Origin of the sequence: Actinoplanes campanulatus (assembly GCF_014647795.1) — a bacterium.
GTDB lineage: Bacteria > Actinomycetota > Actinomycetes > Mycobacteriales > Micromonosporaceae > Actinoplanes > Actinoplanes campanulatus.
Window position 1 is genome coordinate 378,075 of sequence record NZ_BMPW01000005.1, and the last position, 26,282, is coordinate 404,356.

Annotated in this window: 30 protein-coding genes; 20 read left to right on the forward strand and 10 right to left on the reverse strand. The window is 71.4% G+C overall.

What is annotated here, in order from left to right:
* Positions 1–24 precede the first annotated feature (24 nt).
* From metX to IEZ13_RS12535, 3 genes are read left to right on the forward strand one after another with little or no spacing between them, the layout of a single operon-like run.
* Entirely contained in the window at positions 25–1,173 is a 1,149-nt protein-coding gene (metX, locus tag IEZ13_RS12525; protein WP_183221444.1) for a homoserine O-acetyltransferase MetX, read from the forward strand.
* Positions 1,170–2,471, forward strand: a complete 1,302-nt coding sequence (locus tag IEZ13_RS12530; protein WP_183221446.1) for an O-acetylhomoserine aminocarboxypropyltransferase/cysteine synthase family protein — start codon at positions 1,170–1,172, stop codon at positions 2,469–2,471. Before metX ends, IEZ13_RS12530 begins: the two co-directional genes overlap by 4 nt.
* On the forward strand, positions 2,468–2,944 hold the full coding sequence (locus IEZ13_RS12535) for a CoA-binding protein (protein ID WP_183221448.1): 477 nt from the start codon (positions 2,468–2,470) through the stop codon (positions 2,942–2,944). Before IEZ13_RS12530 ends, IEZ13_RS12535 begins: the two co-directional genes overlap by 4 nt.
* 532 nt (positions 2,945–3,476) lie before the next feature.
* On the opposite strand, the gene IEZ13_RS12540 is transcribed toward IEZ13_RS12535, so the two are convergent.
* Positions 3,477–4,355 (reverse strand): LLM class F420-dependent oxidoreductase, encoded by an 879-nt coding sequence (locus IEZ13_RS12540; RefSeq protein ID WP_183221450.1) that lies wholly within the window; start codon positions 4,353–4,355, stop codon positions 3,477–3,479.
* Between the two features lie 36 nt (positions 4,356–4,391).
* Complete coding sequence (locus tag IEZ13_RS12545) at positions 4,392–5,711, reverse strand: lipase family protein (protein ID WP_183221452.1); 1,320 nt, start codon at positions 5,709–5,711, stop codon at positions 4,392–4,394.
* 196 nt (positions 5,712–5,907) lie between these two features.
* Here IEZ13_RS12545 and IEZ13_RS12550 point away from each other — a divergent pair, with 196 nt between their 5' ends.
* Positions 5,908–6,546, forward strand: a complete 639-nt coding sequence (locus IEZ13_RS12550) for a phosphatase PAP2 family protein (protein WP_183221454.1) — start codon at positions 5,908–5,910, stop codon at positions 6,544–6,546.
* Here IEZ13_RS12550 and IEZ13_RS12555 read toward each other — a convergent pair.
* Together IEZ13_RS12555 and IEZ13_RS12560 are read right to left on the reverse strand one after the other, a co-directional pair.
* Positions 6,467–7,102 (reverse strand): response regulator transcription factor, encoded by a 636-nt coding sequence (locus IEZ13_RS12555; protein WP_275408361.1) that lies wholly within the window; start codon positions 7,100–7,102, stop codon positions 6,467–6,469. The two genes, IEZ13_RS12550 and IEZ13_RS12555, sit on opposite strands and share 80 nt — an antisense overlap.
* A 22-nt stretch (positions 7,103–7,124) precedes the next feature.
* On the reverse strand, positions 7,125–8,609 hold the full coding sequence (locus IEZ13_RS12560; protein WP_229794650.1) for a sensor histidine kinase: 1,485 nt from the start codon (positions 8,607–8,609) through the stop codon (positions 7,125–7,127).
* A gap of 302 nt (positions 8,610–8,911) precedes the next feature.
* Between IEZ13_RS12560 and IEZ13_RS12565 the strand changes: the two genes are divergently transcribed.
* Together IEZ13_RS12565 and IEZ13_RS12570 are read left to right on the forward strand one after the other, a co-directional pair.
* Positions 8,912–9,445, forward strand: coding sequence for a MauE/DoxX family redox-associated membrane protein (locus IEZ13_RS12565; RefSeq protein ID WP_183221462.1), 534 nt, complete (start codon positions 8,912–8,914; stop codon positions 9,443–9,445).
* A 35-nt stretch (positions 9,446–9,480) separates the two neighbouring features.
* A complete protein-coding gene (locus IEZ13_RS12570; protein WP_183221464.1) occupies positions 9,481–10,005 on the forward strand; it encodes a TlpA family protein disulfide reductase in 525 nt (174 codons plus the stop codon).
* On the opposite strand, the gene IEZ13_RS12575 is transcribed toward IEZ13_RS12570, so the two are convergent.
* A complete protein-coding gene (locus IEZ13_RS12575; RefSeq protein WP_203833772.1) occupies positions 10,002–11,222 on the reverse strand; it encodes an RNA-guided endonuclease InsQ/TnpB family protein in 1,221 nt (406 codons plus the stop codon). The two genes, IEZ13_RS12570 and IEZ13_RS12575, sit on opposite strands and share 4 nt — an antisense overlap.
* Before the next feature lie 262 nt (positions 11,223–11,484).
* Between IEZ13_RS12575 and IEZ13_RS12580 the strand changes: the two genes are divergently transcribed.
* The gene (locus tag IEZ13_RS12580) at positions 11,485–13,290 is read left to right on the forward strand and encodes an ABC transporter ATP-binding protein (RefSeq protein WP_183221468.1); all 1,806 of its coding nucleotides are present in this window, start codon (positions 11,485–11,487) and stop codon (positions 13,288–13,290) included.
* Entirely contained in the window at positions 13,287–14,045 is a 759-nt protein-coding gene (locus tag IEZ13_RS12585) for an AfsR/SARP family transcriptional regulator (RefSeq protein ID WP_183221470.1), read from the forward strand. The genes IEZ13_RS12580 and IEZ13_RS12585 overlap by 4 nt, the downstream gene beginning before the upstream one ends.
* A gap of 135 nt (positions 14,046–14,180) precedes the next feature.
* Here the strand turns inward: IEZ13_RS12585 and IEZ13_RS12590 are convergent, their stop codons facing one another.
* The gene (locus IEZ13_RS12590; RefSeq protein ID WP_203833771.1) at positions 14,181–15,353 is read right to left on the reverse strand and encodes an RNA-guided endonuclease InsQ/TnpB family protein; all 1,173 of its coding nucleotides are present in this window, start codon (positions 15,351–15,353) and stop codon (positions 14,181–14,183) included.
* 158 nt (positions 15,354–15,511) lie between these two features.
* Here IEZ13_RS12590 and IEZ13_RS12595 point away from each other — a divergent pair, with 158 nt between their 5' ends.
* The 4 genes from IEZ13_RS12595 to IEZ13_RS12610 all read left to right on the forward strand — a co-directional run bounded on the left by IEZ13_RS12595 (position 15,512) and on the right by IEZ13_RS12610 (position 16,935).
* Positions 15,512–15,736, forward strand: a complete 225-nt coding sequence (locus IEZ13_RS12595) for a hypothetical protein (protein ID WP_183221472.1) — start codon at positions 15,512–15,514, stop codon at positions 15,734–15,736.
* Positions 15,737–15,802: 66 nt separating this feature from the next.
* Complete coding sequence (locus tag IEZ13_RS12600) at positions 15,803–16,219, forward strand: S26 family signal peptidase (protein WP_183221474.1); 417 nt, start codon at positions 15,803–15,805, stop codon at positions 16,217–16,219.
* Between the two features lie 43 nt (positions 16,220–16,262).
* A complete protein-coding gene (locus tag IEZ13_RS12605; protein ID WP_183221477.1) occupies positions 16,263–16,460 on the forward strand; it encodes a hypothetical protein in 198 nt (65 codons plus the stop codon).
* Entirely contained in the window at positions 16,447–16,935 is a 489-nt protein-coding gene (locus IEZ13_RS12610) for a P-loop NTPase family protein (protein WP_229794642.1), read from the forward strand. Before IEZ13_RS12605 ends, IEZ13_RS12610 begins: the two co-directional genes overlap by 14 nt.
* 38 nt (positions 16,936–16,973) lie before the next feature.
* Here the strand turns inward: IEZ13_RS12610 and IEZ13_RS12615 are convergent, their stop codons facing one another.
* Positions 16,974–17,444: an N-acetyltransferase gene (locus IEZ13_RS12615; protein ID WP_183221481.1), complete on the reverse strand. Its 471-nt coding sequence runs from the start codon at positions 17,442–17,444 to the stop codon at positions 16,974–16,976.
* Between the two features lie 170 nt (positions 17,445–17,614).
* On the reverse strand, positions 17,615–18,277 hold the full coding sequence (locus IEZ13_RS12620; protein ID WP_183221482.1) for a hypothetical protein: 663 nt from the start codon (positions 18,275–18,277) through the stop codon (positions 17,615–17,617).
* A 31-nt stretch (positions 18,278–18,308) separates the two neighbouring features.
* On the opposite strand from IEZ13_RS12620, the gene IEZ13_RS12625 reads away from it, so the two are divergent.
* Positions 18,309–19,691 (forward strand): phenylacetate--CoA ligase family protein, encoded by a 1,383-nt coding sequence (locus tag IEZ13_RS12625; RefSeq protein ID WP_183221483.1) that lies wholly within the window; start codon positions 18,309–18,311, stop codon positions 19,689–19,691.
* Here IEZ13_RS12625 and IEZ13_RS12630 read toward each other — a convergent pair whose 3' ends face one another.
* Positions 19,692–20,171, reverse strand: coding sequence for an SRPBCC family protein (locus tag IEZ13_RS12630; RefSeq protein WP_183221484.1), 480 nt, complete (start codon positions 20,169–20,171; stop codon positions 19,692–19,694).
* Entirely contained in the window at positions 20,168–20,521 is a 354-nt protein-coding gene (locus IEZ13_RS12635; RefSeq protein ID WP_183221485.1) for a metalloregulator ArsR/SmtB family transcription factor, read from the reverse strand. Before IEZ13_RS12635 ends, IEZ13_RS12630 begins: the two co-directional genes overlap by 4 nt.
* A gap of 140 nt (positions 20,522–20,661) precedes the next feature.
* On the opposite strand from IEZ13_RS12635, the gene IEZ13_RS12640 reads away from it, so the two are divergent.
* The 7 genes from IEZ13_RS12640 (at position 20,662) to IEZ13_RS12670 (ending at position 26,265) form a co-directional block, all read left to right on the forward strand.
* Positions 20,662–21,180, forward strand: a complete 519-nt coding sequence (locus IEZ13_RS12640; protein ID WP_183221486.1) for a TrmH family RNA methyltransferase — start codon at positions 20,662–20,664, stop codon at positions 21,178–21,180.
* Positions 21,181–21,189: 9 nt separating this feature from the next.
* A complete protein-coding gene (locus tag IEZ13_RS12645) occupies positions 21,190–21,762 on the forward strand; it encodes an AAA family ATPase (protein ID WP_183221488.1) in 573 nt (190 codons plus the stop codon).
* Positions 21,763–21,848: 86 nt separating this feature from the next.
* Positions 21,849–21,974: a keywimysin-related RiPP gene (locus IEZ13_RS12650; protein ID WP_183221489.1), complete on the forward strand. Its 126-nt coding sequence runs from the start codon at positions 21,849–21,851 to the stop codon at positions 21,972–21,974.
* Between the two features lie 24 nt (positions 21,975–21,998).
* Positions 21,999–23,858 carry an asparagine synthase-related protein gene (locus IEZ13_RS12655; protein WP_203833770.1) on the forward strand — a complete coding sequence of 620 codons (1,860 nt, stop codon included), beginning with the start codon at positions 21,999–22,001 and terminating at the stop codon, positions 23,856–23,858.
* Entirely contained in the window at positions 23,836–24,093 is a 258-nt protein-coding gene (locus IEZ13_RS12660) for a lasso peptide biosynthesis PqqD family chaperone (protein ID WP_183221492.1), read from the forward strand. The genes IEZ13_RS12655 and IEZ13_RS12660 overlap by 23 nt, the downstream gene beginning before the upstream one ends.
* Positions 24,090–24,521, forward strand: a complete 432-nt coding sequence (locus tag IEZ13_RS12665) for a lasso peptide biosynthesis B2 protein (protein ID WP_183221494.1) — start codon at positions 24,090–24,092, stop codon at positions 24,519–24,521. Before IEZ13_RS12660 ends, IEZ13_RS12665 begins: the two co-directional genes overlap by 4 nt.
* Positions 24,511–26,265, forward strand: a complete 1,755-nt coding sequence (locus IEZ13_RS12670; RefSeq protein WP_183221496.1) for an ABC transporter ATP-binding protein — start codon at positions 24,511–24,513, stop codon at positions 26,263–26,265. The genes IEZ13_RS12665 and IEZ13_RS12670 overlap by 11 nt, the downstream gene beginning before the upstream one ends.
* Positions 26,266–26,282 lie beyond the last annotated feature (17 nt).

The window sequence follows — 26,282 nt, forward strand, 5'->3', positions numbered from 1 at the left end:
GGCCTGGCCTAGCGTTGTTTCCTGATGACGACAGTCGGTGTGGTGAAGACACGGTTCCTGGACCTGCCGGAGCCACTGCCGCTCGACTGTGGGCGCGAGCTGCGGTCGGTCCGGGTGGCCTACGAGACGTACGGCACCCTCGCCCCCGATCGGGACAACGTCATTCTCGTCTGCCACGCGCTCTCCGGTGACGCACACGCCGCCGGAATCGCCGCGGTTCCCCCGCAGGAGGGCACCCGGGAAGGTTTCGAGAAGAGCCTCGGCTGGTGGGACGGCATGATCGGGCCGGGCAAGGCGTTCGACACCGACCGCTGGTTCGTGGTCTCCACCAACCTGCTCGGCGGCTGCCGTGGCACGACCGGCCCGTCGTCGATCGATCCGGCCACCGGCGAGCCGTACGGGCCGGACTTCCCGGTGATCACGGTCGCCGACATGGTCCGGTGTGAACGCGCGTTCCTGGCCCAGCTCGGCATCGACCGGCTGGCCGCGGTGGCCGGCGGCTCCCTCGGCGGCATGCAGGCCCTCCAGTGGGCGATCGACCACCCTTCCGATGTCGGCGCGATCGTCGTGATCGCCTCCACGCACGCGCTGCAGCCGCAGGGGGTGGCGTGGAACGCGATCGCCCGCGAGTCGATCCAGCGCGACCCCGACTGGCAGGGCGGCCGCTACTACGGCACCGGCCGCTCCCCCGACGCCGGGATGGGCGTGGCCCGCATGGTCGGGCACATCACCTACCTGTCGGCGCCGGGCCTGGCGGCGAAATTCGGGCGCCGCCTGCAATCCGGTGCGGACATCCGCTACACGATCAGCGAACCCGAGTACGAGGTGGAGAACTACCTGCGCCATCAGGCCGCCTCGTTCGTACGCCGCTTCGACGCCAACACCTACCTCTACACGTCCCGGGCGCTCACCTACTTCGACCTGGCCCGCGACCACGGCTCGCTGGAGGCCGCACTGGAGAAGGTCCAGGCGCGTACGCTGCTGATCTCCTTCAGCTCCGACTGGCTCTACCCGCCGGCCGCCTCCCGGGAGATCGCCGACGTGCTGACCGGGCTCGGCAAGCCGGTGCAGAACCACGTCATCGACGCGCCCTACGGCCACGACTGCTTCCTGCTGGAAGAGGCCCGGCAGACCCCCATCGTCCGCGACTTCCTCGAGGAGAAGAATTCATGAGCCGGGCGGAGGAGCCGCACGAGTTCGGGTTCGAGACCAGGCAACTGCACGCCGGGCAGCGGCCGGATCCGAACACCGGCGCCCGGGCGGTGCCGATCTTCCAAACCACCAGCTACGTCTTCGAGGATCCGGAGTCGGCGGCCGCCTACTTCAACCTCCAGGAGTACGGCAACACCTACTCGCGCATCATGAACCCGACCGTGGCCGTCTTCGAGGAACGGGTGGCCAACCTGGAGGGCGGCAGCGGCGCGGTCGCCTTCGCCAGCGGGATCGCGGCCCAGGCGGCGGCCCTGTTCACCCTGTTGGAGCCGGGTGACCACGTGGTCGCGTCGTCGGCCCTCTACGGCGGCACCGTCAACCAGCTCAAACATCTGCTGCGCAAGATGAACGTGGAGCTGACCTGGGTGGACCCGGACGACCCGGAGCTCTGGCGCAAGGCGGTCCGGGACACCACGAAGGCGTTCTTCGGCGAGACGATCGGCAACCCGGGCGGCAACGTCCTGGACATCGCCACGATCGCCGGGATCGCCCACGAGCACGGGCTGCCGCTGGTCGTGGACAACACGTTCGCCACGCCGTACCTGTGCCGGCCGATCGACTGGGGCGCCGACATCGTGGTGCACTCGGCCACCAAGTTCATCGGCGGGCACGGCACCAGCATCGGCGGCGTGGTCGTGGAGGCCGGCACGTTCGACTGGTCCAACGGCCGTTTCCCGGTGGTCGCCGACCCCTCGCCCGCCTACCACGGCTTGAAGTTCCATGAGACGTTCGGCACCTACGGCTATCTCATGAAACTGCGCGCCGAGACGCTGCGGGACCTCGGTGGCGCGATGTCGCCGTTCAACGCGTTCCTGTTCCTCCAGGGCCTGGAGACGCTGTCGCTGCGGATGGAACGGCACGTGGCGAACGCCCGCCGGGTCGCCGAGTTCCTGTCCACCCACCCGCTGGCCTCGAACATCACCTATCCCGGCCTGCCCGGCAGCCGCTACCGGCCGCTGGTGGAGAGGTATCTTCCGCTCGGCCCGGGCGCGGTCTTCTCGTTCGACTGCGCGGGCGGCCGCGACGGCGGCCAGAACCTCATCCGCGGCGTGCGGCTGTGGTCACATCTGGCCAACGTCGGCGACGCGAAGAGCCTCATCATCCATCCGGCCAGCACCACACACCGACAACTGAGCGACGACGAGCTGCGGGCCGCCGGGGTCGGGCCGGGAACGGTCCGGCTGTCGGTCGGCACCGAGTCGGTCGAGGACCTGATCTGGGACCTGGAGCAGGGCTTCCGGGAGGTGGCGGCGCCGTGACCACGCGATACCAGGATCCGCTGACCATCCAGCGGGTGCTCAACACGGCGAAGACGATCGCGATCGTCGGCCTGTCCGGAAACGAGCTGAGGGCCAGCTATTTCGTCGGCTACTACATGCGACGGCACGGCTACCGCATCATTCCGGTCAACCCGCGCGAGTCCGCGATCCTCGGCGAGACCTCCTACCCGAGCCTGACCGACGTGCCCGTACCGATCGATGTGGTGAACGTCTTCCGCGCCCCGAGCGCGTTGCCGGAGATCGCCCGGCAGGCGGTGTCGATCGGCGCGGGCACGCTGTGGACCCAGTTCGGCGTGATCAATCAGGAGGGCGCGGACATCGCCTCCTCCGGCGGCCTCACCGTGATCGTGGACCGCTGCCTGAAGGTCGAACACGCCCGCTACGTCGGCCGCATGCACTGGCTCGGCTTCAACACCCAGCGCATCACCTCAGTCCGCTCCGGCCTCCAGTAGGCCACCCCGCCCATCCGACCACCCTTCCTCCGGCCGGATAAAACCAACCTTCAGGACCAAACCCGTTTCCGGTACGAGTGACCCCGCCCCGCCATTTCGGACCGTTCCGCCCAGCCACGCGAGCCGGCTGCCCACTCCGGGCCGTGCCGCGCCCGCCGGGCTTGAGCGGGTGGTCCCGCAGGCCGGCCTCATCCCCGCTCCCCCTCGTGCCGCCGGTCCCGGCCACCGCAGGGCGTCCCCCGCGACCCGAGGCGGGTGAGCGCACACGCCGGCCGGCCCGTGTTCACCCACACCCGCTGTCACCACATCCACCGCACACGCGAAGCCGTCCGTGCGCGGCCACCCGTGCAGCCCTTGCCGCTGCCCTCGCGTGGGCGGCGGCAAGGCTGGAGTGGCAGTAAGGCCGGCCCGCGGGACCACCCGGTCCAAGCCCGGCGGGCGCGGCACGGGCGCGACCCGGCAGTCTGCTCGCGCGGAGCTGGCGAAACGGCCCTGAAGGGGCGGGACGGGGTCACCCGTACCGGAGAATGGTTCAAGCGGGTTTGAGGTCGAGGGCCGCGGCAGCCCGGGTGAGGGCGTCGATGTGCTGGTCGACCGTGGTGATGCCGGGCTGGGTGGTGTTGACGGCAAGGTGCGTGGCGCCGGCTTCCCGCCACGCCTGCGCCTTCTCGGCCAGTTCGTCGGCCGAGCCGGTCCATGGGACGCCGGCTTCCAGGCCGATGGCGGCGGGGTCCCGGCCGGCTTCGACGGCCGCCCGGTTGATGACACGCTGGGCCGCTTCGAGTTCGGCGCTGCCGGGCGCCAGCTGCGGGAACCAGCCGTCGCCGAGCCGGCCGATGCGGCGGTAGGCGGGCACCGAGCCGGCGCCGAACCAGAGCGGAATCGGCCGCTGCACCGGGTGCGGCGCGATGCCGGCGCCGGTGACCGTCTCGAACTCGCCGCGGTGGGTGATCGACCGCTCCGTCCAGTAGCGGCGCAGCAGGGTGATCTGCTCGTCGTAGCGGCGGCCGCGGTTGTCGAAATCCTGGCCGAGCGCCTCGAACTCGACATGGTTCCAGCCGACGCCGATGCCGAGCCGGAACCGGCCGCCGGTCAGCAGGTCGACCTCGGCGGCCTGCTTGGCGACCAGGGCGGTCTGCCGCTGCGGCAGGATGATGACGGCGGTGGCCAGTTCCAGCGAGGTGATCGCGGCGAGGTAGCCGAAGAGGACGAACGGCTCGTGGAAGGTGCTGTCCACATCGTAGGGGCGGGTCCAGCCGGGATGGGCCGCCCGGTCGGCCCCGAGCACGTGGTCGGCGGCCCGCAGATGGGTGTAGCCCAGTTCCTCGACGGCCTGTGCGTAGGCGCGGACCGCGATGCGGTCCGCGCCCAGCGTGGTCTGCGGGAAGATCACTCCGATGCGCGGCGTCATGCCGCCAGCCTAGTGACATCCCCCTGTTGACAGTTGTTACGATCCGTTCAAGGCGGAGCAGTTGGCGGTGGCCGGGCGGTCGGCCAGCCGGTCGCGGAGCCAGCCGACCGCGGTGCCCTGGTCCTTGACCAGCGGTCCGAAGTGGTTGATCACCGGGCTGGGAAGCCTGGGCAGGCTGATCGGGGCGAAGACGACGTCACCGCCGAGCCGGCACCAGTCGGCGGCCATGGTGCGGGCCTGCGCGAACGGGACGAGGTTGTCGTTGACGCCGGTGGCCACCCGGATCACGCCAGTGGGCCTGAGCGTCCCGATGGTCTGCCCGGCGAGGTAGTCGCGCAGGGCCGGCTCGGTCTTGATGATCTGGGAGACCGACTGGCCGGTGGTCGTCCAGGCCGTGCTGCGCTTGTTGGCGTAGGTGAGGAGGGCGTCGCCGACGCACATCGTGGACAGCTTCTTGAGCGTCGACCGGCCGGCGTCGTTGAGGTAGTGGTCGAGCAGCGGCTGGAGGGCCGGTTCGGACTGGGCGAAGCCGTTCACCGACCAGCCCAGCGCGCCCAGCAACTCGCTGCCGTCGATGGCCGCGGTGACGTCCGCCAGGTTCGCCGGGGGCGCGCCCGCGTAGGTGGCCTTCAACGGCACGTCCGGGGCGTAGGTGGCCTGAAGTTCGGCGGCCGACGCGACCGCGCCACCGCCCTGGCTGTAACCGTAGAGCCCGACGCTGGACCGGTCGGTGAGCGAGGTGTTCGGCAGCGCCAGGGCGGCCCGGGCGGCGTCGAGCACGGCGTGGCCGGAATCGACCCGGTTGACGTAGGTGTGCAGGAGGTCGGGGGTGCCGAGTCCCAGGTAGTCGGTCTGCACGACGGCGATGCCCTTGGCGAGAAGCCGGTACATCGCCAGAACCTCGTAGCCGATCGAGACCGTCGTCTGGGAGCCCAGGCCGATGACCAGGCCCTTCTGGAGGGCCAGCGAGGTGGAGCACTGGTCGCCCTGGCCCATCGTGCCCGGGGCGAGCACGACCAGCGGGCGGGCGCCGGGTCCACGCCAGGCGGCGGCCGGTTCGATGTAGGCGCCGGTCACGGCGACCGGCCCACCGGCGGAATCGGTGGACCGGTACATGATGCGCGTCGCCTTACCCGGCAGCGTGCCGGTGATGCCGGGCAGCGACAGGGCGAGCTTGAGGGGTTCGGTGCGGATCAGCGTGCCGTTCGACGCCGGCAGCACCGCCGGCGGGGTGTAGAACGCCGGGATCGTGACAGCACGGGACGTGACGGCCTCGGCCAGTTGGGCCGGTAGGACGGTCACCCCGGCGACGGTTCCGGCGAGCAGTGCGGCGGAGATGCGGGTTCGTACGGACATGTCCGGCCTCCCTCGGATGAGCCCGCACGTTCATCGACTGTTTCCGATGAGTCGTGCGGGTTACCGGACGGTAACCAGACGTAGTGAGACATTCCAGAGGTTGAATCCCTCACTCCAGTACCCTCACTTTCGTCAGGGGCCGGTCCTGACCGACGTTCAATGTCCGGAGGCCCGACCGTGCCTACGGTTCATCGGCATGGCAATCGAGACGCGGATCGAGAATGTTCCGGATGTGGCCGGTGGCTGGTACCGGGCGATCGTCGAGTGGGCGGCCACCACTCCGGAGTTCGTACAGGGCTTCATGGCGCACTTCACCGAGCTGGGCGTGGTGCTGCTGGCGGGAATGTGGGCGCTGACCCTCTGGCGCGCCCGCCGGAGCCCGGCCCTGACGAGGGTGCTGGCCGGCGGCGTGGGGGTGGTGCTCGCGTACGGGCTGAGCGAGTGGTCGAAGACCTACCTGGACGCGGAACGCCCGTGCCGTACCTTCCCGGATCTGCCGATCGTGGCGAGCGAGTGCCCACCCACCGGAGACTGGTCGTTCCCGAGTAACCACAGCACCATCGCGGCCGCCCTGGTCGTGGCGATCCTGCTGGTCTCCTGGCGGACGGGCCTGCTGGCGCTCCCGGTCGGGTTGCTGGCCGGATTCTCCCGGGTGTTCGTCGGCGTGCACTACCCGCACGACGTGGTGGCGGGTTTCCTGATCGGGGCGGTCGCCACCGCGATCGTGGTCTTCCTGCTGCCGCGCCTCCCGCTGATCAGAGAATTTCAGCCTGGTACGCGAGGAGCGCGGCCTGCACCCGGTTCCGCAGTCCGAGGCGGGCCAGGATCGCGCTGACGTGCGCCTTCACGGTCCCCTCGACGAGGTGCAGCCTGGCCGCGATCTCCGCGTTGGACAGTCCCTCGCCGACCAGCCGCAGGACGTCGCGTTCCCGCTCGGTGAGGACCGCCAGCTGGTCGCGGGCCGCCGCTCCCCGGGTCACGTGCCCGCCGCGGAAGTGGGTGATGACCCGGCGGGCGACCCGCGGCGACAGGTAGGCGCCGCCCTCGGCCACGGCCCGCACCCCGGCGATCAGCTCGCGGGGGTCGCCGGTCTTGAGGACGAACCCGCCGGCGCCGCCGTCCAGGGCCCGGGCGATGTACTCGTCCTCGGAGAAGGTGGTCAGCACGACGGTGGCGGTCGACGGCACGGTCCGCCGGATCTCGGCGATCGCCTCCAGACCGTCCATGACGGGCATCCGGATGTCGAGCAGCGCGACGTCGGGGCGGTGCAGGCGGGCCTGTTCCACCGCCTCCCGGCCGTCGGCGGCCTCGGCCACCACCTCGATCGACGGTTCTCCGGCGAGGATCGCGCGGACGCCCGCACGGATCAGCGCCTCGTCGTCGGCGAGCATCACGCGGATCAACTCGGTCCTCTCAGCGGCTCGGTGGGAGCACGTCCTTGGCGACGAGCCGGCCGTCGCGGAAGCACAGCCGGTAGACGTCGAACGGGGTGGGCAGGAACCCGGCGGTGGACCGGTAGTACTCGCAGGCGCTGCCCGGCGGTGGTGGCGGGCCGTTCTCGTCGCGGTGTTCGGGCGCCTGCCGTTCGGGGAGCCGGCCGGCCACCTCGTCCCGGCCGGCTCCGACCGCCAGTTCCCGGAACCGCTCCGGTGGCAGGTGGGAGGTGCGGCTGTCGTGGGCGTAGAGCGCCATCAGGGTGCCGGCCAGCCCGGCCGTGAGCACCGTGGGCAGGGCGACCGCGAGCACCAGCCCGCGCCGCGCCCGGCGGCGGGCGGTCTCCGGCCCCACCGGCGGGACGGGGTCCGGGCCGGCTTCGAGCACCGGACCGGGCCGTGTCGGCAGCCGGGCGACCACCTGGAACCCGCCGTCCGGCAGTGGTCCGGCACGCAGCACACCACCTGCGAGGCCGACCCGTTCACCGAGCCCGGTGAGGCCGCGGCCACCGTGGGGCCGGCGCTCGACCGGCGGGCGCGGGGATGGCCCGTTGTGGACGGTCACCGTCATCTCGTCGCCGGCGCGGTCGACGAGCACCCGTACGGGGACCGCCGGGGCATGTTTGGTGGCGTTGGTCAGCGCCTCCTGGACCACCCGGTGAGCGGCGCGGTATTGCATGGCCGCCACGTCGCGGTGGTCGCCGGTGGCCGTCAGCACCACCGGCACGCCGGAGGCGGCGGCCCGGTCGACCAGCGCCTCGATGTGGTCGCCGGCCGGGCGCGGCGGGGTGTCGTCGTCGCGGAGCAGGCCGATGATCTCGCCGAGCCGGTCGGCCGCGGTGGTCACCCCGGCACGGACCTCGGAGGCGGCGGCCCGCTGTTCCGCGGTGAGGGTGCCGTCGAGCTCGAGAGCGCCGGCGCGCAGGGCGACGAGGCTCAGCTCGTGGCCGAGGGAGTCGTGCATGTCCTGGGCGATGCGGGCGCGCTCCTGGAGGCGGGCCTGGTCGGCGACGATCCGCTGTTCACGTTCCAGTTGGGCGGCCCGGTCCCAGCCGGCCTGGACGAGATCGGCCTGGAGGCGCCGGAACGAGCCGATCAGGGCCGGGAGCAGGCCGAGAACGAACACACCGGTGATCCAGACCAGCCAACCGTAGAGGTTGGGGCCGCGCAGCAGGGGAACCGCCGTGCCGAAGGCCAGCACACCGGCGAGCCCGGCCAGGGCGGTCGTGGCCGGCGGCTCGCGACGGCCCGCCAGGTAGGACAGGATCGCCGCGGCGGGGAGCAGCCGCCAGTCGACGGCGCTGGCGGCCAGCAGACCGAGCGCCGCCGCCGACGGCCGGGACCGGTGCAGCGCCAACGCCGCGGCGACGAGGAGCAGGCTGAGCGGGGTGATCCAGACCGGCAGGCCCTCGTTGAGCGGCCCAGCCAGCAGCGGGGCGGCCATCACCGCCGCCAGCGAGATCATCCGGAGCACGGGGCCAAGGCTACCGGCGCCCACGGAATGGCTGGAAAACGGATCGGAACGCGATTGTTTCAGCGGACTTTTCGGCCGGGTGACTCGCTAACAACGGAACGCCTAGATCAACCCCTTCGGCTCGCTCATCCGCTGCGACTAGGAAGATCAACGATCTTCGTGCGCCTGTGAGCGCTCACATGGAATACCGGAATCTTCACTGAAGTGGTTGACTCGCGTCGATCGAGGGACGTAGTTTCCTAACCGTTGATTCGCACTTGTTAAGACATCGACACGCGGTCATCGGGGGCCTCATGCGCGTCGTCACCGTCATTGGCATTCTGTTGCTCACCGGCGTTCTCGCCATCTCCTTGATCAGTAAACTGCGCAGCCGCGCCGGTTTCACCGCGTTCGCCGGCGCGGTCGTGGATCTCGGTCTGGCGCCGCGCCGCCGGGCCCGTCCGGTCGCCGCCGCGGCCGTGGCCGCCGAGGCGATCGTGGTGGCCGCCCTGCTCCGGCCGTCCGGCGCCACCGTGGGCCTGGCCCTGGCGGCGGCGCTGTTCGCGGTCTTCACCGCCGCCCTGGCCACGGCTGTCCGGCGCGGCTCCCGGGCCGGCTGCCACTGCTTCGGGGCGTCCAGCGCCCCGGTGTCCCGCCGGCACGTGCTGCGCGCCGCGCTGCTCTGCGCCGTCGCCACCGGCGCGCTCGCCGGCCCCGCCGATCCGCTCACCGGGATCAGCGCCCCGCAGGCCCTCGCCGCGGCCGCCGTCGCGGCGATCGGCGTGGCCGCCCTGGCCTGGCTCGACGAGATCGTCTGGCTCTTCCGCGGAGCGACTCCCGCCCGCTGACTCGTCCGGCACCACCGACCACACCGGAGAGACCCATGGCTCTGCTGTCCGTAGCGGTTGCTGTCCTCACCGCGCTCGTCCTGCTCGATCTGGTCCTGACCGGCGCCGTCATCCGGCGGCTGCGGGAGACCGAGAAGAGACTCATCGAGATCACCACACCACCCGACACCGGTATGCGTCCCGGTGACCCGATGCCCGAGTTCACGTCACCGGACGGCGGGCTGTCCCGCACCGACCTGGCCGGAACACAGGCGCTCATCGGATTCTTCTCGGCCGGCTGCCACCACTGCCCGGCCCAGGCCGACCGGCTCGCGGCCCGCGCCGACGACCTGGCCGCCATGGGCATCACCGTGGTCAGCGTCCTGACCGTGACCGGCGGCGACACCGACGGACTGTCGCCGCGGCTGGAGAAGGCCGGGCGGCTGATCGTCGAGACCGGCGCCGGCGACATGACGAACGCCTTCCAGGTCGAGGCGACGCCGACGTTCCTGCTGTTCGACGACGCCGGTGTCCTGCTGAACCGCGACCACGGCCTGGACGACGTGCTGGGCGGCCGTTAACGATCCCCATGGATTATTCCGGGGGATTTCCCTCCGGGGCCAGGCCCTGGATTCCCAGCTCGGACCGCACCTGATCCACCGTCCCGGAAGGAGGCGATCAGATGTCTGACGTCGTCGGCACTGGCACGGTGGCGTTCAGCCGTGGCGAGGATCGTCCTCGCGGCGTTGAGGTCGCGGTCGGCGGTGTAGCCGCAGGCCGCGCACTCGAAGACTCGTACGCCCAGTCCGAGGCGGTGATTGGCGCTCTCGCCGCACCCGGAGCAGGTCATCGTGGTGTAGGCGGGCGGCACCAGCACCACCTTCCGGCCCGCCCGCATGCCACGCTCGACAAGTTCTCTCTTGCACGCGCCGATCGCCGCATCGGCGGCCTTACGGGCCATCGTCGTCTTGGCGAGGAACCTCGGTTTGAAGTCCTCCACAGCGATCAAGCTGTGATGCTCGGTGACGTTCTTCGCCCAGACACGGGCGTCGTGAGTGTTCTGCCGGGCAGCCTTCCTGGCGATGCGAGCGGCCTGGCGTTTCGCGGTCTGGTAGCCCTTCGACGGCGGCTGCCCCTTCGGCCGGCGGCGGCGGGCCATCCTGCGCTGGGCCTTGGCCAGTTCAGCCGCGCACCGTCGGCGATACCCGAGGTGCGGCAGGTCGAACGCCGGGTCGGTCGTGGTGGCGGTCGTCTTCACACCCCAGTCGACGCCGATGCCCGGCAAATCCGCCCCGGGCATGCCGCCCGTGTCCCGACGGACCACGAACGAGGCATACCAATGGCCGAGGCTGTCACGGTAGACCCGCACGCTGGACGGGTCACACGGCAGCTCCCGGGACCACACGACCGGGATCGTGACCCTGTTCGGCAGGCAGAGCCGGCCACCCTTGATCGAGAAGCCACGAGTCGTGTACTCCAAGCTCGGCAACGCGTCCTTGAGCCGCTTGACCTTCGGACGGCCCCGGCCCTTCACCGTGAACGAATGCCCCAGGGCCGCCCCGTAGGTGCGCAGCGTCTGCTGCTGAGCGACCTGCGACCCGGCCCGCATCCAGGCGTTCCGGCTGCGGGCGTCGGTCAGCAGCTTCGACAGCTTGCCGAACGTCGGCTTGCGGCCAGTCTTCTGCTGGTGCACGGCTTCGTTCCACAACCACCGGCAGCGACCCCACTCCCCGAGCAATGCGGCCTCCGCAGTGCGGCCGGGCCGCAGGCGGAAGGTGAAACGCACCGTCTCGGACACACCCGACACCATACCCGCGAAGCCGAACGACCCTGGAGATCGCGAAGAGGCATGTGGAGAACCAACTCAACATCTGACCAGACGCCCATCCGCCTTGACTGCGAACGGGTCACCCCCTCCCTGCTCCGCAGGCGATCCGTCTCCTCCTCACGGCTAAGGCCGGGGGTTTCCACGGAAGACATTCGATGAGCGAGCTTGCGAGCGAATCATCAGGCTCAGTCTCGAACTCATGGCGACGCCGGAGCGCAGCGGAGGTGGCGCCATGAAACGGGCGGCAAGCTTGATCCGCCGGGCTCTCGCCATCCACGTGGGTGCCGCGCCATGGGCCGCCGCGCTCAGCGCCGTCCTCATGGTTGTGGGCGGGCTGACACCGGTGGCGGTCGCCTGGTTCACCAGGGCGATCATCGAAGGGCTGACCACCCGGGGTACGACGGAGATCGTCACCGGGGTCGCCGGGCTGGGCCTCCTGGGCCTGCTCACTCCGGTCATCGCGCACGTGTCGCACTACGTGGAGCGGGAGACCGAACGACGGGTCCTCGTCCGCACCCAGGCCGAGCTGTTCACCGCGGTGTCCGCGCACCCGGGCCTCACCGAACTCGAGGACAGCGGCTACCACGACCGGCTGCGCCTGGCCGGCGAGGCGAGCCGGTACGCCCCGACCCAGCTCAGCACGATGTTCCTCGGGGTCGGCCAGGAACTGATCACGATCGGCACGTTCGCCGCGACTCTCGTGATCTGGTCCGGTCCGGTGGCGGCCCTGGTGTTCCTGGCCGCCGCCCCCACGCTCGCCGCCCAGATCCGGCTGGCCCGGCTGCGCGGCGAGATGCTGGAGCGCACCGCGCCACTGTTCCGCCGGCAGGCGTTCTACGCCGGGCTGCTGCTCGACATGCGCGCTGCCAAGGAGATCCGGCTGTTCGGGCTCGGCGGGTTCCTGCGCGGCCGGATGATGCGTGAGCTGCACGCGGCCCAGGCCCAGGAGCGGCGGCAGGACCGGATCGCCCTGTGGGTGGACGGTTCCCTGGCCGCGCTGACCGGGGTGGTGTCGCTGGTCGCGCTGGCCGTCTTCGTACGGCAGGTGCTGGCCGGTCACGGCACGGTCGGCGACCTGGTCGTGGTGATCGCGGCGCTCGCCGCCGTACAGATGTCGGTCTCGGGTCTCGTCCAGCAGCTCGCCATGGCCGGCGAAACAATGATCATGTTCGGTCACTACGTGGACGTCACCGCCGCCGGGCGAGCGCCCGCCGTACCGCTGCCGGAGGCGCCGCCACTGCGGCACGGGCTGGAGTTCGACGACGTCTGGTTCCGCTACTCGCCCGACCACGACTGGGTGCTGCGCGGCGTCACGTTCACCGTTCCGTACGGAAGCTCGCTCGCGGTCGTCGGCGAGAACGGGGCGGGCAAGTCCACTCTCGTCAAGCTCATCTGCGGCTTCTACCCGCCGACGCGGGGCGTGATCCGCTGGGACGGCGCCGACATCACCGGCCTGGACCCGGCCTCGCTACGGGCCCGGATCGCCGCGACGTTCCAGGACTTCATGTCCTACGAGCTGTCCGCCCACGACAACATCGCCGTCGGGGACGTGACCGCCGCCGACGACCCGCAACGCATCGTGACCGCGGCCCGTACCGCCGGGGTGGACGACGCCCTGCGCGCCCTCCCCCGCGGCTACGACACCGTGCTGACCAGGGCGTTCACCGACGAAGCCGACCCGTCCGCCGGTGTCGTGCTGTCCGGCGGGCAGTGGCAGCGGATGGCCCTGGCGCGGGCCTGCCTGCGCGACGGCACGGACCTGCTGATCCTGGACGAGCCGTCGTCCGGGCTGGACGTGGAGGCCGAACACGAGATCCACCGGCGGCTGTCGTCGCTGCGGCACGGCCGCGCCAGCCTGCTCGTCTCGCACCGGCTCAACACCGTCCGGGACGCCGACCTGATCGTGGTCCTCCGCGCCGGCACGATCCTGGAACAGGGCGACCACGCCACGCTGATGGCGGCGAACGGCCGCTACGCCGAGCTGTTCCGGTTGCAGGCCTCCGGCTACGACGTGCTCGTCACCGGGGCGACGCCATGACCGCGACGGTCCGGGTGTCGCTGCTCGGCCCGCTCGAGGTGACCGTGGCCGGACACCCGATGACCGCCATCGGCGGACCCGGCCGGCGCGCGCTGCTGACCGCCCTCAGCCTCGGCCTCGGCACCACCCTCAGCGTGCCGGAACTGCTCGAGGCCATCTGGGACGACCGCCCGCCGATGACCGCCACGACCAAACTCCAGGGCCACATCTGCGCGCTGCGCCAGACTCTCGCCGGCTTCGGCGCCGCCGACGCCCTGCAGACCAAACCTCCGGGGTACGTGCTGTGCCGGCATCGGGTCACCACCGACCTGGTCCGGCACGACGAGCTGATTCGGCGGGCCCGTGACGCCGGCCTGCCGGAGCGGGCCGAACTGCTGCGGGCGGCACTGTCGATGTGGCGCGGCGCGTCGGCGTGCGCGGACCTCCGGTCGGCCTGGGCGGCCGGTGTCACGCATGCTCTCGACGAGCGCCGCTGGCGGGTCATGGAGGACCTCGCCGAGGCGGACCTGGCACTCGGCGATCCGGCCGCCGCCATCGACGCCATGGAATCGCTGGTGCGGCAGGCCCCGTACCGGGAACGCGCCTGGGAGCACCTGATGGCGGCACATCTCGAACGCGGCGACATCGCGGCGGCCCTGGCGGTCCACGACCGGTTGAGCCGCACGCTCGCCACCGGCCTGGGCGTGGCGCCGGGCCACCGGATCGCCCACCTGATCGACGCCGCCCGCGGCCGCTCGGCGACAGCGCATCGTTAGCGGCTCGTTAGCGGCCGTTGCGAGGCTCGGTCCGCGCCGACACGACGTCGGGCTCAAGAAGGGAACGACTCGCTTGACATCTCCCCGCCTGAAGGGGCGGGGATTCCACTGGGTCGCCCCAGAGTGTTTCCTGCTTCACAGCCGATCGCCTGCCCGGGAGGTGGTTCCCCGTTGAGGTCTTCCATCAGCTCCACAGGCCGTCACCGCCAGCCCGGCGGCCACCAGGTTACGGGCCGCGTTCACGTCCCGATCATGCCTGTTATCGCAGCCGGTGCAGGTCCACACCCGCACCGACAGTTCCATCTTTTCCGTACGCAGGCCGCAGTGGGAGCAGAGCCGGGTGGACGGATACCAGCGCGGCACCACGATCAGCGTCCGCCCGTACTCGGTCGCTTTGTATTCGAGCAGGGTGCGAAACAGACGCCAGGAGGCGTCGCTGATCGCCCGCGCGAGTGTGTGGTTTTGGAGCATGTTGCGGACGGCGAGGTCCTCGATCACGAGCACTTGATTCTCGCGCACGAGCCGAGTCGTCACCTTGTGCAACATGTCCCGGCGCCGGTCAGCCACTCGGGCATGCACCCGCGCCACCCGCAGCCGCGCCTTCTCCCGGTTCCGGGAGCCCTTCTCCTTCCGCGCCAACACCCGCTGAGCCCGCGCCAGCCGCCCGCGTTCACGGCGCTCCTGCCGCGGATTCCCCACCAGCTCACCGGTCGAGAACGTCAACAAGCGGTTCAACCCGGCATCAATCCCCACCACCTTCTCGGTGGTGGGAGCGACGGTGGCTGGGGCCTCGCATCGCAGGGAGACGAACCAGCGGCCGGCCCGGTCCTGGGACACGGTCACCGTCGACGGCACCACACCCTCCGGCAGCGGCCGCGACCACACCACCTGCAGCGGCGTATCCATCAGCTTCGCCAGCCGCAACTCACCCGGCCGATAGGTGAACGCGCTCGCGGTGAACTCCGCCGACCGCCGCGACCGCTTACGCGACTTGAACCGCGGAAACCGGGATTCGCCCTTGTAGAACCTGTTGTAGGCGGTGTCCAGGTGCCGCAGCGCCTGCTGCAACGGCACACACGACACCTCGGCCAGAAACGCCAACTCGGTCGTCTTCTTCCAGTCGGTCAACAACGCCGACGTCGCCCCGTAGCCGAGACTCTCCCGCCGCTGCTCCCACGCGTCACGGCGCGCCTGCAACCCCAGGTTGTACACCAGCCGGACACACCCGAACGTCCGCGTCAACAGGCCGGCCTGCGCCGGGGTGGGGTAGAAGCGGTACTTGTATCCGCGCTCCACCACCCTGACCATCCACACAGGATAGAACAGACGTACGAGCACGGTCGTGACGGGGGCGGCGCACCCAACACCGATCGACCCGGACGGGGCATCAGTCCTCCCCGCCTGCTCTGCAGGCGATTCCGTTTTCTCTCCGACCAGAAGGCCGGAGTATCAACGAAAGGATTCAAATGACCAGAACCATCGCCCGGCTGGGCGACAAGATGCTGAGCGCCGTGCTGCCGAAGGCGAAGGCGTCCGCGTGCACGAACTGCACGCTCGCCTACATCGGCTGCGGCGGGCCCGTCTGCACCTACTACTACAACCGGATCGTCAGCGGCTCGCCCCGCTGTTACGCCTCTCAGCAGCGCAGCTGCTCCGGGCCGTACTACAGCTCGCGCGCCGGCTGCTGCTGACCCTCCCGGGGTGGCCGGTTCCGCCGGACCGGCCACCGCCCCGACAGCGAAGGGACCGAACACGACATGGTGGGTGGCGTTCTGGCCCTGCTCGCGGCCGCCGGCGTGCTCGCCTCGGCACGGCGACGGCTGCTGCTCATCGACGTCGTCGGCGACAGCATGTCGCCGGCCTTCAAACCCGGAGACCGCCTTCTGGTACGCCGTACCCGCCGGCTCCGGCGCGGCGACGTGGTGATCGCCCACCATCCCGACGGCGACCGCCGCACCGGCGCCTACGTGACGACGTGGCTGGTGAAACGGCTGGCCGCACTCCCGGGCGACCCGGCGCCGGAGTCCGTGGCGCACGCCGGCCGCACCGTGCCGCCCGGCATGGGCGTGCTGCTCGGCGACCATCCGGAGAGCATCGACTCGCGCGTCTGGGGTTTCATCCCGCTGACCGACGTGGCCGGTGTCGTGATGGGACGGCTGCGCTCGGCCGGATAGCATCGGGTCACCGCCGTACCGACTCCCGAGGGAGAGCCGCCGGTTGGCCGAATCCCACCGTCCGGCCCTGGCCCGGGCACTGACCGACCGGGCCGAGCAACTGGCCCGGTCCCTCGACACGTCATGGGGGCCTTACCGCCTGACGACGGTGACCGGCGCCTGGGCCCGGCTGGGCGACCCGCGGCGCGCCGGCGCCACCGCGAATGCGGCTTCTCTCCCCCGGCCCGGTGGGGCACGCTGATCCGTCCGCGCCGAGGCAGCGCATCGCGATCCTCGGCTGCGGCGGCGCCGGCAAGAGCCACCTCGCCCGGCAGCTCGCCACCCGGCTCGGTCTGCCCGTCACCCACCTGGACGACCTGTACTACGACAATGACTGGAATCCGGCCCCCGTCGACGAATTCGCCGCGGCACAGCGCGACCTGGTGGCCGCCGACCGGTGGATCATCGACGGCAACTACGCCTCGACGCTACCGATCCGGCTGGCCCACGCCGACACCGTCATCCTCCTCGACCTGCCCGCACACACCTGTCTGTGGGGCATCGCCCGGCGCCGTGGCCGGCACCGGATCACCCCCTCCTTCATCCGGTACGTGGTGCGCTACCGCCGCACGATGCGGCCCCGCGTCGAGGCCCTCATCGCCGAACACGCCGGGCACGCCGGCTACCTGCGCTTCACCAGCCACGGCCAGGTCAACCGCTTCCTCGCCGCCCTGTGACCGCACATCCCACGGTCACCGCGATCACGCCACCCGGGTCAGGCGGGATTCCCGCGAATGGTGATCGGAGTGTGGCCCGTGCGGTAGTGGACCACCTCGAACGGCCACGACTCGCGCAGCCAGGTGCCCACGATGCCGGTCAGAGGGCCGTCCAGGTGGGCGTGGGTGGCGGACACCCAGGAAGTCGCCCGAACCTCGCCGGCCGCCGTGGGCTTGAAGTAGACGCAACCGACCACGTCGCCGGTAGCGGGGTCGATGACCGAGTACGCGAAGTCCACCCGGCGGGCCGACCGGTCGGCGTGGCTTGCCAGGTCGGCCAGATTCTCGGTGAGCGTCATCCCATTCGCGGGCGGCCAGCCACGGTCGAACCCGGGGGTCGACCGGATGTGGTCGATGCTCGACGTCCAGGCGGCGTGGTCCGCCTCGTTGTGGCGGGGTCCGAGCAGTTCCAGCCGCAAGCCGTCGGCACTGAACGAGTCCGGGATCGAGAAGTCGCCGTCAACCAGCATGGCCGGAGCCTAGACCTCGTTCGCGGGAAGGGTCGCGGCTGCGGCCCCTCTCACACCGATCGAAACGCCGATCTTGGACGGTTCACCACCGTTTTCGGTGGCAAAGCATTCAAGATCGCAAATCTGGTGGACGCGAAACGCGCAGCCCTCCCCCTGACCGCGAAAGATCTCTAAAGCGCTGGCAGCAGGCGTTCCAGGCGACGCACCGCGCGCAGGGCCTCGGCCCGGACGCCGGCCTGTTTGAGCCAGCGCGGCAGGTGGGAGATCACCGACTTGGCGGGGGCGTCGTGCCGTTCCCGGAGCCCGGCGCGCAGGTAGTCCTCGAGGTAGGCGAGGTGCGCGGCGTTGAACGCCCACAGGGTGTGGCCCGCGCACGGCGCCTGCAGCCGCAGCGGAAGGCCGAAGCAGTTGTCGACGACGGCGTCCGGGACGGTCACCGGGTGCAGGTCGTAGCCGCTCTCCGCGGTGGCCCCGCAGGTGGCGCAGTCCACGGTGACGGTCCGGTAGCCGGGCGCCGCCTCCTCCCGCCGCCACACCCGGACCGGGCTGCCGCAGGTGCCGCAGTGCCCGCGTACGCAGACCCGTACCGGTCCGGACCAGCCCGGTGGCAGTGGGCGGCGGCAGCGCCCGCACTCGCACCCGGCCCGCCGGTCCTGACGGCGGGCGAAGCCGCAGCCGCCGCAGGTCACCGCGGCGGGTTCCCACCAGCGCGCCTCCCGGTCCCAGCCCCGCCGGACGGTCGCGGTGGCCGGGCAGCGCGGGCAGCGGACGAGGAACTCCCCGGCGAACGAGGGCAGCCATCGCCCGCTGTCGACGAAACGGCTTTGCGGCACCGGGTGAGTGTAGGTAGGGCAGTCTGGCGGTATGCAGCTCGACACCACGATTCTGGATCTGTTCCGGGACGCGGCCGGCAGTGTTCCGGCCTATCGGCGGTTTCTGGCCGAGCAGGGCGTGGACCCGGCGGCGGTCCGCGAGCCCGGCCAGATCCCGCTGATGACCAAGGAGGGCTACCACCTGCGGTTCCCGCTGCCGGAGCGGTGCCGGGACGGGCGCCTGGACGCGGCCGCGATGGTGGCGCTGTCGTCCGGGTCGTCGGGGCGGGCGACGGTGTGGCCGCGCTCGGAGCGTGACGAGGAGCCGGTGACCGCCCGGTTCGCGCAGGTGTTCCGGGACGGGTTCGGCGCGGACCGGCGCAGCACCCTGGCGGTGGTGTGTTTCGCGCTGGGCAACTGGGTCGGCGGGATGTACACGGTAGCGGCCTGCCGGCAGTTGTCGGCCGCGGGGTTTCCGGTCACGGTGGCCGCCCCGGGCAACGACATCGGCGAGATCCTGCGGGTGGTCGGCGAACTGGGCCGGCACTTCGAGCAGGTGGTGCTGCTGGGTTATCCGCCGTTCGTGAAGAACGTCGTGGACGCCGGCCTGGCCCGGGGCGTGGACTGGCCGGAGTACGACGTGAAGCTGGTGCTGGCCGGTGAGGTGTTCAGCGAGCAGTGGCGGGATCTGGTCGCCGCCCGGGCCGCGATCACCGACCCGGTGTCCGGGGTGGCGTCACTGTACGGGACGGCCGACGCCGGGGTGCTCGGCAACGAGACGGCGTTGAGCGTACGGATCAGGCGGTTTCTCGCCGACCGCCCGGAGGTCGCCACGAAACTGTTCGGCGACTCCCGGCTGCCTACGCTCGTTCAGTACGATCCGGCGGCCCGCCTGTTCGAGACGGCGCCGGACGGGACGCTCGCGTTCAGCGCCGACGGCATGGTGCCGCTGGTCAGGTACCACATCGCGGACGAGGGCGGGCTGCTGTCGTACCCGGAGATGGTCGCGCTCTGCCGGGAGCACGGCTTCGATCCGGGTGACGGCCCGGAGCTGCCGTTCGTGTACGTGTTCGGCCGTTCCCTGTTCACCGTGTCGTTCTTCGGCGCCAACGTCTACCCGGAGAACGTCACCGTGGGTCTGGAACGGCCGGGGGTCAGCGAGTGGACGACCGGGCGCTTCGTGCTCCGGACGATCGAGGACGAGGACCGTGACCGGCATCTGTCGGTCGTGGTGGAACTCGCCGCCGGCGCGGAGCCCACGCCGGAGCGTGCGGCGCTCGCCGCCGGATCGATCCGCACCGAGCTGCTGCGCCTGAACAGCGAGTTCGCCAACTACGTGCCGCCGGAGCACCGGACGCCGCGGATCGAGTTGCGCCCCGCCGACGACCCGGAGTTCTTCCCGCGCGGGGTGAAGCACCGCTACACCCGGCGGTAGTCAGCGCTGCGACTCGAAGTGGTCCTTCATGGCCGGGTAGTAGTCGTCGAAGCTGGGGAGCGGGGTGCCGTCGCGGGAGGCCACCAGCAGGTCCAGGTAGTACTCCCAGCCGGGGCCGACCTCGCCGACGTTCTCCGTACCGGAGAGGTGCTGGGTGAAACGCAGCTCGGTGACGCCGCCCGCCTCGGTGAGCACCATGTCGAGATGCCAGCTTCCGTAGTCGTCGACGGCGGAGAGCGCCAGGCGGCGGGGCGGCTCGCACGCGTCGATGGTCATGTCCATCCACGGCCGGCCCTCCTCCTGGACCATCTGGACCTGGATGGTGTTGCCGGGCGCGGCGTCGCCCTTCCACGGGCCGAACCATCGGGCCGTACGGTCGGGCTCCGTCAGGCTGGCCCAGACGTCCGCGACCGGCGCGCGGAAGCTGCGGGTCAGAACCAGGTCACCGCCCAGGATCCGGCCGGTGGGTGTCGGGCTCATGCGCTCTCCTTCTCAGCAACGGGAACGTCTCGCCGTTCCCGGCGGGTTCGGTACACCTCGGTCTCCAGGGCGTCGAGGTGCTGCTGCCAGCCGGCCGGGCGCCGCAGCGTCTCCAGCCACCCGGCGAGTTCGTCGAGCGGCCCGGTGACCAGCTCGTAGACCCGGCGGCGCCCGTCAGCGGTGCCGCGGACGAGCCCGGCCTCGCGCAGCACGCGCAGATGCCGGCTGACCGCGGGCCGGCTGATCGCGAACCGGTCCGCGACCTGCCCGGCCGTCATCGGCTCGCCGCGCAGCATCAGCAGGATCTCGCGCCGCACCGGGTCGGCGATCGCGCCCGCCACCTCGTCCACCCCGAAAGCGTAACTGCCAGGTTACGCTTTCGGTGGGATGTATGCTGCTCGGCGGAACATTCCCTCGTCGATGGCCCGCGTGCGCCGACAAGCACGTACCAGATGATCCTTGATTTTCGGAGCGTCTCCGCTCTCGTCCGGTGAGCCCCGCCATCCGCACCCGCACCCCGCGGGAGATCCGGTCCGCCCGCCGTCCCAGCCGGCACCGCTGTTGGGGCCATCTCGTCGCGGCGACCCTCTGGCCGATGCACGACGCCAATCTCGGCACCCTGCTGCGCACCTGCGACGCCGTCGGCGCCTGCCTGGCGGCGCCGCCGTACCACTGGGTGGACGCGGCTCTCGCCCGGGGCAACACGCTACGGAAGCCCGCCTGCGTGCACCGGGTCGGCGATCCCCTGGCCTGGCTCGCCGGGGAGCGCGCGGCGGGCACACAGGTCCTCGGGGTGGAACTCGCCGACGAGGCGGTCCGGCTCGCCGACCTGCCGGCGGCCCGGCGCCGCACCGTCATGGTGCTCGGGCACGAGGCCACCGGAATCCCGCCGGAGGCGCTCGATCTGCTCGACGGCGTGGTGGAGATCCCGATGATCGGCAACGGGTCGAGCCTGAACGTCGCCGTGGCCGGCTCGCTGGTGCTGTACAAGCTCGCCGGACTGCTGTGATGTTGAGCCATGGTGAAACCGACGCTGGTCGTGATCCGGGGCAACTCGGGATCCGGGAAGACCACCACGGCCCGTGAGGTGCGCCGCCGCTACGGCCGCGGCGCCGCTCTGGTCGAACAGGACTATCTGCGCCGGGTCCTGCTGCGCGAGCACGGCAGCAACCGCCACGATCCGGTCGCGCCCGCGTTCATCGACACCACCGTACGATCGGCGCTCGGCCTCGGCTATCACGTGGTGCTGGAGGGCATTCTGGACTCCGGCGGCCACGGCACGGCGCTGCGCCGGCTGATCGCCGACCATCCCGGCCCGGCGAGCGTCTTCTACTTCGACGTGTCGTTCGAGGAGACGGTCCGCCGGCACGAAGGCCGCGCCGAACCGATTCCGGTCACCGCCGAGACGATGCGCGACTGGTACGCCGACCGCGATCTGCTCGGCGTCGAGGGCGAGCACGTCATCGGGGAGTCCACCGGCTTCGACGCGGCGGTGGAGACGATCCTGCACGTCAGTGGGCTTGCGGCGGCGGCCGCCCTGACCCCGTGCCCGACCCGTTGCCACCGCTGCGCCGAGAAACACCGCAGATAAGTGGACTAAATGCCCGAATCGGGCATAAAGTTCCCATCCGTCGGCGGTGGTTCCGCTCCGCCGTCCCGAGAGAAGGGGACCATGTCATGAAGAAGACCACTGTCAAGCGCCCGTACGAGGCTCCCAAGGTGACGGTCGTCGGTGACTTCCGTACCGAGACCGGGCTCCTGCAGTTCAAGGGCCGCGACCGCCTGATCCTGAGCAAGAACTGATCTCTCGGTCGCCGTACTGAATTCATGTCTGTCGTGACTGACATGCTGCGCCACGGCGAGCCGTACTTCGTGGTCCTCCCCGACCACGAGGCCGGCCTCGCCGTGGCCCGGCGCCTGGACGGGCCGCACACCCGTACCCTCCGGCACGCGTCCGGGCGGCCCTGGATCGTCGGGCGCTGGTCCGGCGACGAACTCACCGTGGCGCAGGCGGGCTCCGCCGGGATCGCGCTGCTCGGCTGCTGCCCGATCGATCCGGAGGCGCTGGCCCGCCGGGCCGGCCGGTTGCGGGAGGTCGCCGACCTCGACGCGTTCGCCGCCTCGCTGACCGGAAGCTTCCACCTGGTGGCCACCGCGGCCGGGCGGGTCCGGTTCCAGGGCAGCGTCTCGAATCTGCGGATCGCCCACTACGCCCAGGTCGAGGGCATCCAGGTCGGCTGCGACCGGGCCGACGTGCTGGCCGCTCTCGCCGGCGCGGCCCTCGACGAGCGGCAGATCGCGGTACGGCTGCTCTGGCCGGCGCCGCATCCTCTCCTGGACAAGCCGTTGTGGCACGGGGTGCACGGCGTTCCAGCCGGACGGTACGCGGTGCTGGACCGCGGCGGCCGGACCGTACACATCGCACGCTGGTGGAAGCCCCCGGAGCCCACCCGGTCGCTCGCCGAGGGCGCTCCGCTGGTCCGCGAGGCCCTCGCCGACGCGGTGCGCGCGCGTACGGCGGCCGGCGGGACGATCAGCAGCGACCTGTCCGGAGGCCTGGACTCGACGTCGGTCTGTTTCCTCGCCGCGACCGGCGACAGCCGCGTGCTCGCGAGCACATGGCCGGGGTTGGACCCCACCGATGACGACCTGCCGTGGGCACGGCGGGCCGCCGCCCATATGCCCGGTGTGGAGCACCTGGTGTGGCGGGCCGAGGACTCCCCGCTGGTCTACGAGGGGCTGCTCGACATCGACGACCCCCTGGACGAACCGACCATCGGCATGCTGGACCGCGCCCGCGCGCTGAGTCATGTGCCGCAGTTGGCCGCCGCGGGCAGCCGGCTGCATCTGACCGGGATCGGCGGCGACCATCTCACCTGGTGCTCGGAGGCCTACTACCACCGGCTGCTGCGCCGCCGTCCGGTAGCCGCGATCCGGCAGTTGAGGGGTTTCCGGGCCCTGTTCACCTGGCCGCTGCTCCCGATGCTGGGCGCGCTCGCCGACACCAGGTCGTACCCGCGCTGGCTCGCCGGCACCGCCGGTGAACTGCGGCAACCGTTGCCGGAGCCGGTCCGGGGCACGCTCGGCTGGACCTCGCCACCACGTCTGTTCCCGTGGGTGACCAATCACGCCGCCGAACTGGTGGTGGAGACGATGCGGGCCGCGGCGGAATCGGTGGAACCGCTGAGCGGCGACCGCGGCATGCACGTCGACATCGAACAGATCCTGGTCACCGGCCGGATCGTCCGCCAGTGGGAGCAGATGAGCCGACGGGCCGGACTGCCCATGGCCTCGCCGTTCTTCGACGACCGGGTGATCAGCGCGTGCCTTTCGGTGAACCCACTGGAGCGGGTCACCCCGTGGCGCTACAAACCGCTGCTCGTGGAGGCCATGCGCGGCGTCGTCCCGGACGAGTGCCTGGCCCGGACCAGCAAGGCCCAGGCCGCCCGGGACGCCGCCCTGGGCCTGCGCCGCAACCGGGCCGACCTGATCGCCATGTGGGAGCAGTCGCGCCTGGCGGAGATGGGCCTGGTCGACCGCGACCGGCTCATCGACCTGACCGAGCGGCCGGACGATCCGAGCCTGCGCCACGCGGTCCTCTACTCGACCATCGGCTGCGAAGTGTGGCTGCGCGGGCTGGGCACCATGGAAAGGAGTTCCGGCGATGTCGCCACGGCTGCACCCTGATCTGACGACGGCCGACACCGAGTACGGCACCGTCCTGCTGGACCAGCGGGACGGGCGGTACTGGCAGCTCAACCCGAGCGCGGCCCTGATCATGCGGATCCTGACCGAGGGCGGTGATCGCGACCGCGCCGCCGACACCCTGCTCGACGCGTTCGACGTGGACCGGGACCGGGCGCTGCGCGACGTCGACGCGGTGCTCGCGGAACTCACCGCGGCCGGGCTGGTGGTCTCGTGACGACGCCCGCGGCCCTGGTACGGCCCACGCCGCCGGGCACCGTCGGCCGGCGGTTGGTGGCGCGCGTCGCCGTACTCCTGGCCCGTGGTCTGGCGATGGCGCCGCCCAAACGCATCCGTGCGGTGCTGACGGTGCTGCGCCGCGGGGCCCGGCCGTCCGGGTACGCGGAGGCGAAGGCTGCGCGGGACATGGTCCTCGCGGTCAGCCTGCGATGCCTGGGCCCGCAGGGATGCCTGCCCCGGTCGCTGGCCACCGTGATCCTGTGCCGCCTAGCCGGCCACTGGCCGGCCTGGTGCGTCGGGGTCGGGATGGCGCCGCCGTTCACCGCGCACGCCTGGGTGGAGGCCGGCGGGCGGATGGTGGACGAACCGATGCCCGACGGATATCTGGCCAAACTGATCACGGTTCCGGCGTCCGGTGACCGCTGACCCGGCGCGCCCGGCCGATGGCCGGCTGGGTCTGCTCGACCTGATCCGCGGCCACCGCCGGCGCATCGCCCTGGCCGTGGCGCTGACCCTCACGGGTTCCGCGCTCGGTCTCGCCCAGCCGCTGCTGGTCCGGCATCTCGTCGAGGCCAGCGGCGCCGGGCGGCCGCTCACCGTCGTGGTCCTGCTGTTGGTGGCGCTGTTCGCGGCGCAGGCGCTGGTCCAGGCCGTCGCCGGGTTCGTGCTGGCCCGGGCCGGGGAGGAGATCGTTCTCGGGATCCGGCTCAACCTGGTGCACCGCCTGCTGCGGCTCACCATGCCGGTCCACGACCGCTACCGGGTCGGCGATCTGATCTCGCGGGCCGGAACCGACAGCTTCGCGCTGCGCCGGCTCGTCGCCGACGGCTGTACGGACGCGGTCGCCGGCGTGATCGGGCTGGGCGGGGCGGTGGCCGTGCTGATCTGGCTCGACCCGCTCCTGTTCCTCGTGGTGGCGGTGCTCGTGGCGGCCGGCCTGTCCACCCTGGTGCCGATGATGCGCGGCATGCGGCAGGCCTCGCTCGGCGGCCAGCAGGCCACCGGTGAGATGGCCGGCGACCTGGACCGGGCGCTGTCGTCGCTGCGGACGGTACGGGCCAGCCGCGCCGAGCAGCGGGAGACCGAGCGCATCGGGGCGCAGGCGCGTACCGCCTATGCGCACGGTGTCCGTACGGCCCGGCTGAGCGCAGCGGTGGGGGTGGCGAGCCACCTGGCGGTGGACGGCTCCTTCCTGGTGGTGCTGCTGGTCGGCGGCGTGCGTGTCACCACCGGCGAGAGCTCGCTGGCCGACCTGGTGGCGTTCCTGCTGTACATCACCTATCTGGCCGTACCGATCAGCTCGGTCTTCCAGGCGATCAGCGCGATCCAGGAGAGCCGTGGCGCGCTGGAGCGTGTCAACGAGATCCTGGCCCTGCCGGGCGAGACCGACGAGCCGGCGCCCCTTGCACGCCGGCCGGCCGGGCAGTCGGCGGCGGCGCTGGAGTTCCGCGACGTCTGGTTCGGGTACGACCCGGGGCAACCGGTTCTGCGGGGTCTCACGCTGCGGGTGCCGGAGCGGGGCCACATCGCGCTGGTCGGCGGTTCCGGCGCGGGCAAGTCGACGATCTTCGCCCTGGCCGAACGGTTCTACGAGCCGGAGATCGGCCAGATCCTGCTCGGTGGCATGGACGTGCGGGCGATGCGCCGGTCCGAGTGCCGAGCCCGGATCGGCCTGGTCGAACAGCACTCGCCGATCTTCCACGGCACCCTGCGGGAGAACCTCACCTACGGCGCGCCCGGCGCGAGCCCCGCCGAGATCGCCCGGGTCGTCGAGCTGACCAACCTCGACGATCTGGTGAAGCGTCTGCCCGGCGGGCTGGACAGCCAGCTCGGCGAGCGCGGGGTCCGGCTGTCCGGCGGCCAGCGCCAGCGGATCGCCGTGGCCCGGGCGCTGCTGGCCCGCCCGGTCCTGCTCCTGCTGGACGAACCCACCGCCCACCTGGATCCGGTCAACGAGGCCGCCCTGCGCCGGGCCATCGAGCAGGTCTCCCGAGACTGTGCCCTGCTGGTGGCGGCGCACCGTTTCTCGACCGTCCGGGACGCCGACCAGATCGTCGTGCTGGACGGCGGCCGGGTCGTCGCGGTCGGCGATCACGAGGATCTCCTGGTCAGCAGCCCGTACTACCGGCGGCTGGCCGCCGAGTGGATGGTCCCCGCCCGAGAACCGTGACCTGCCATCATCCATCG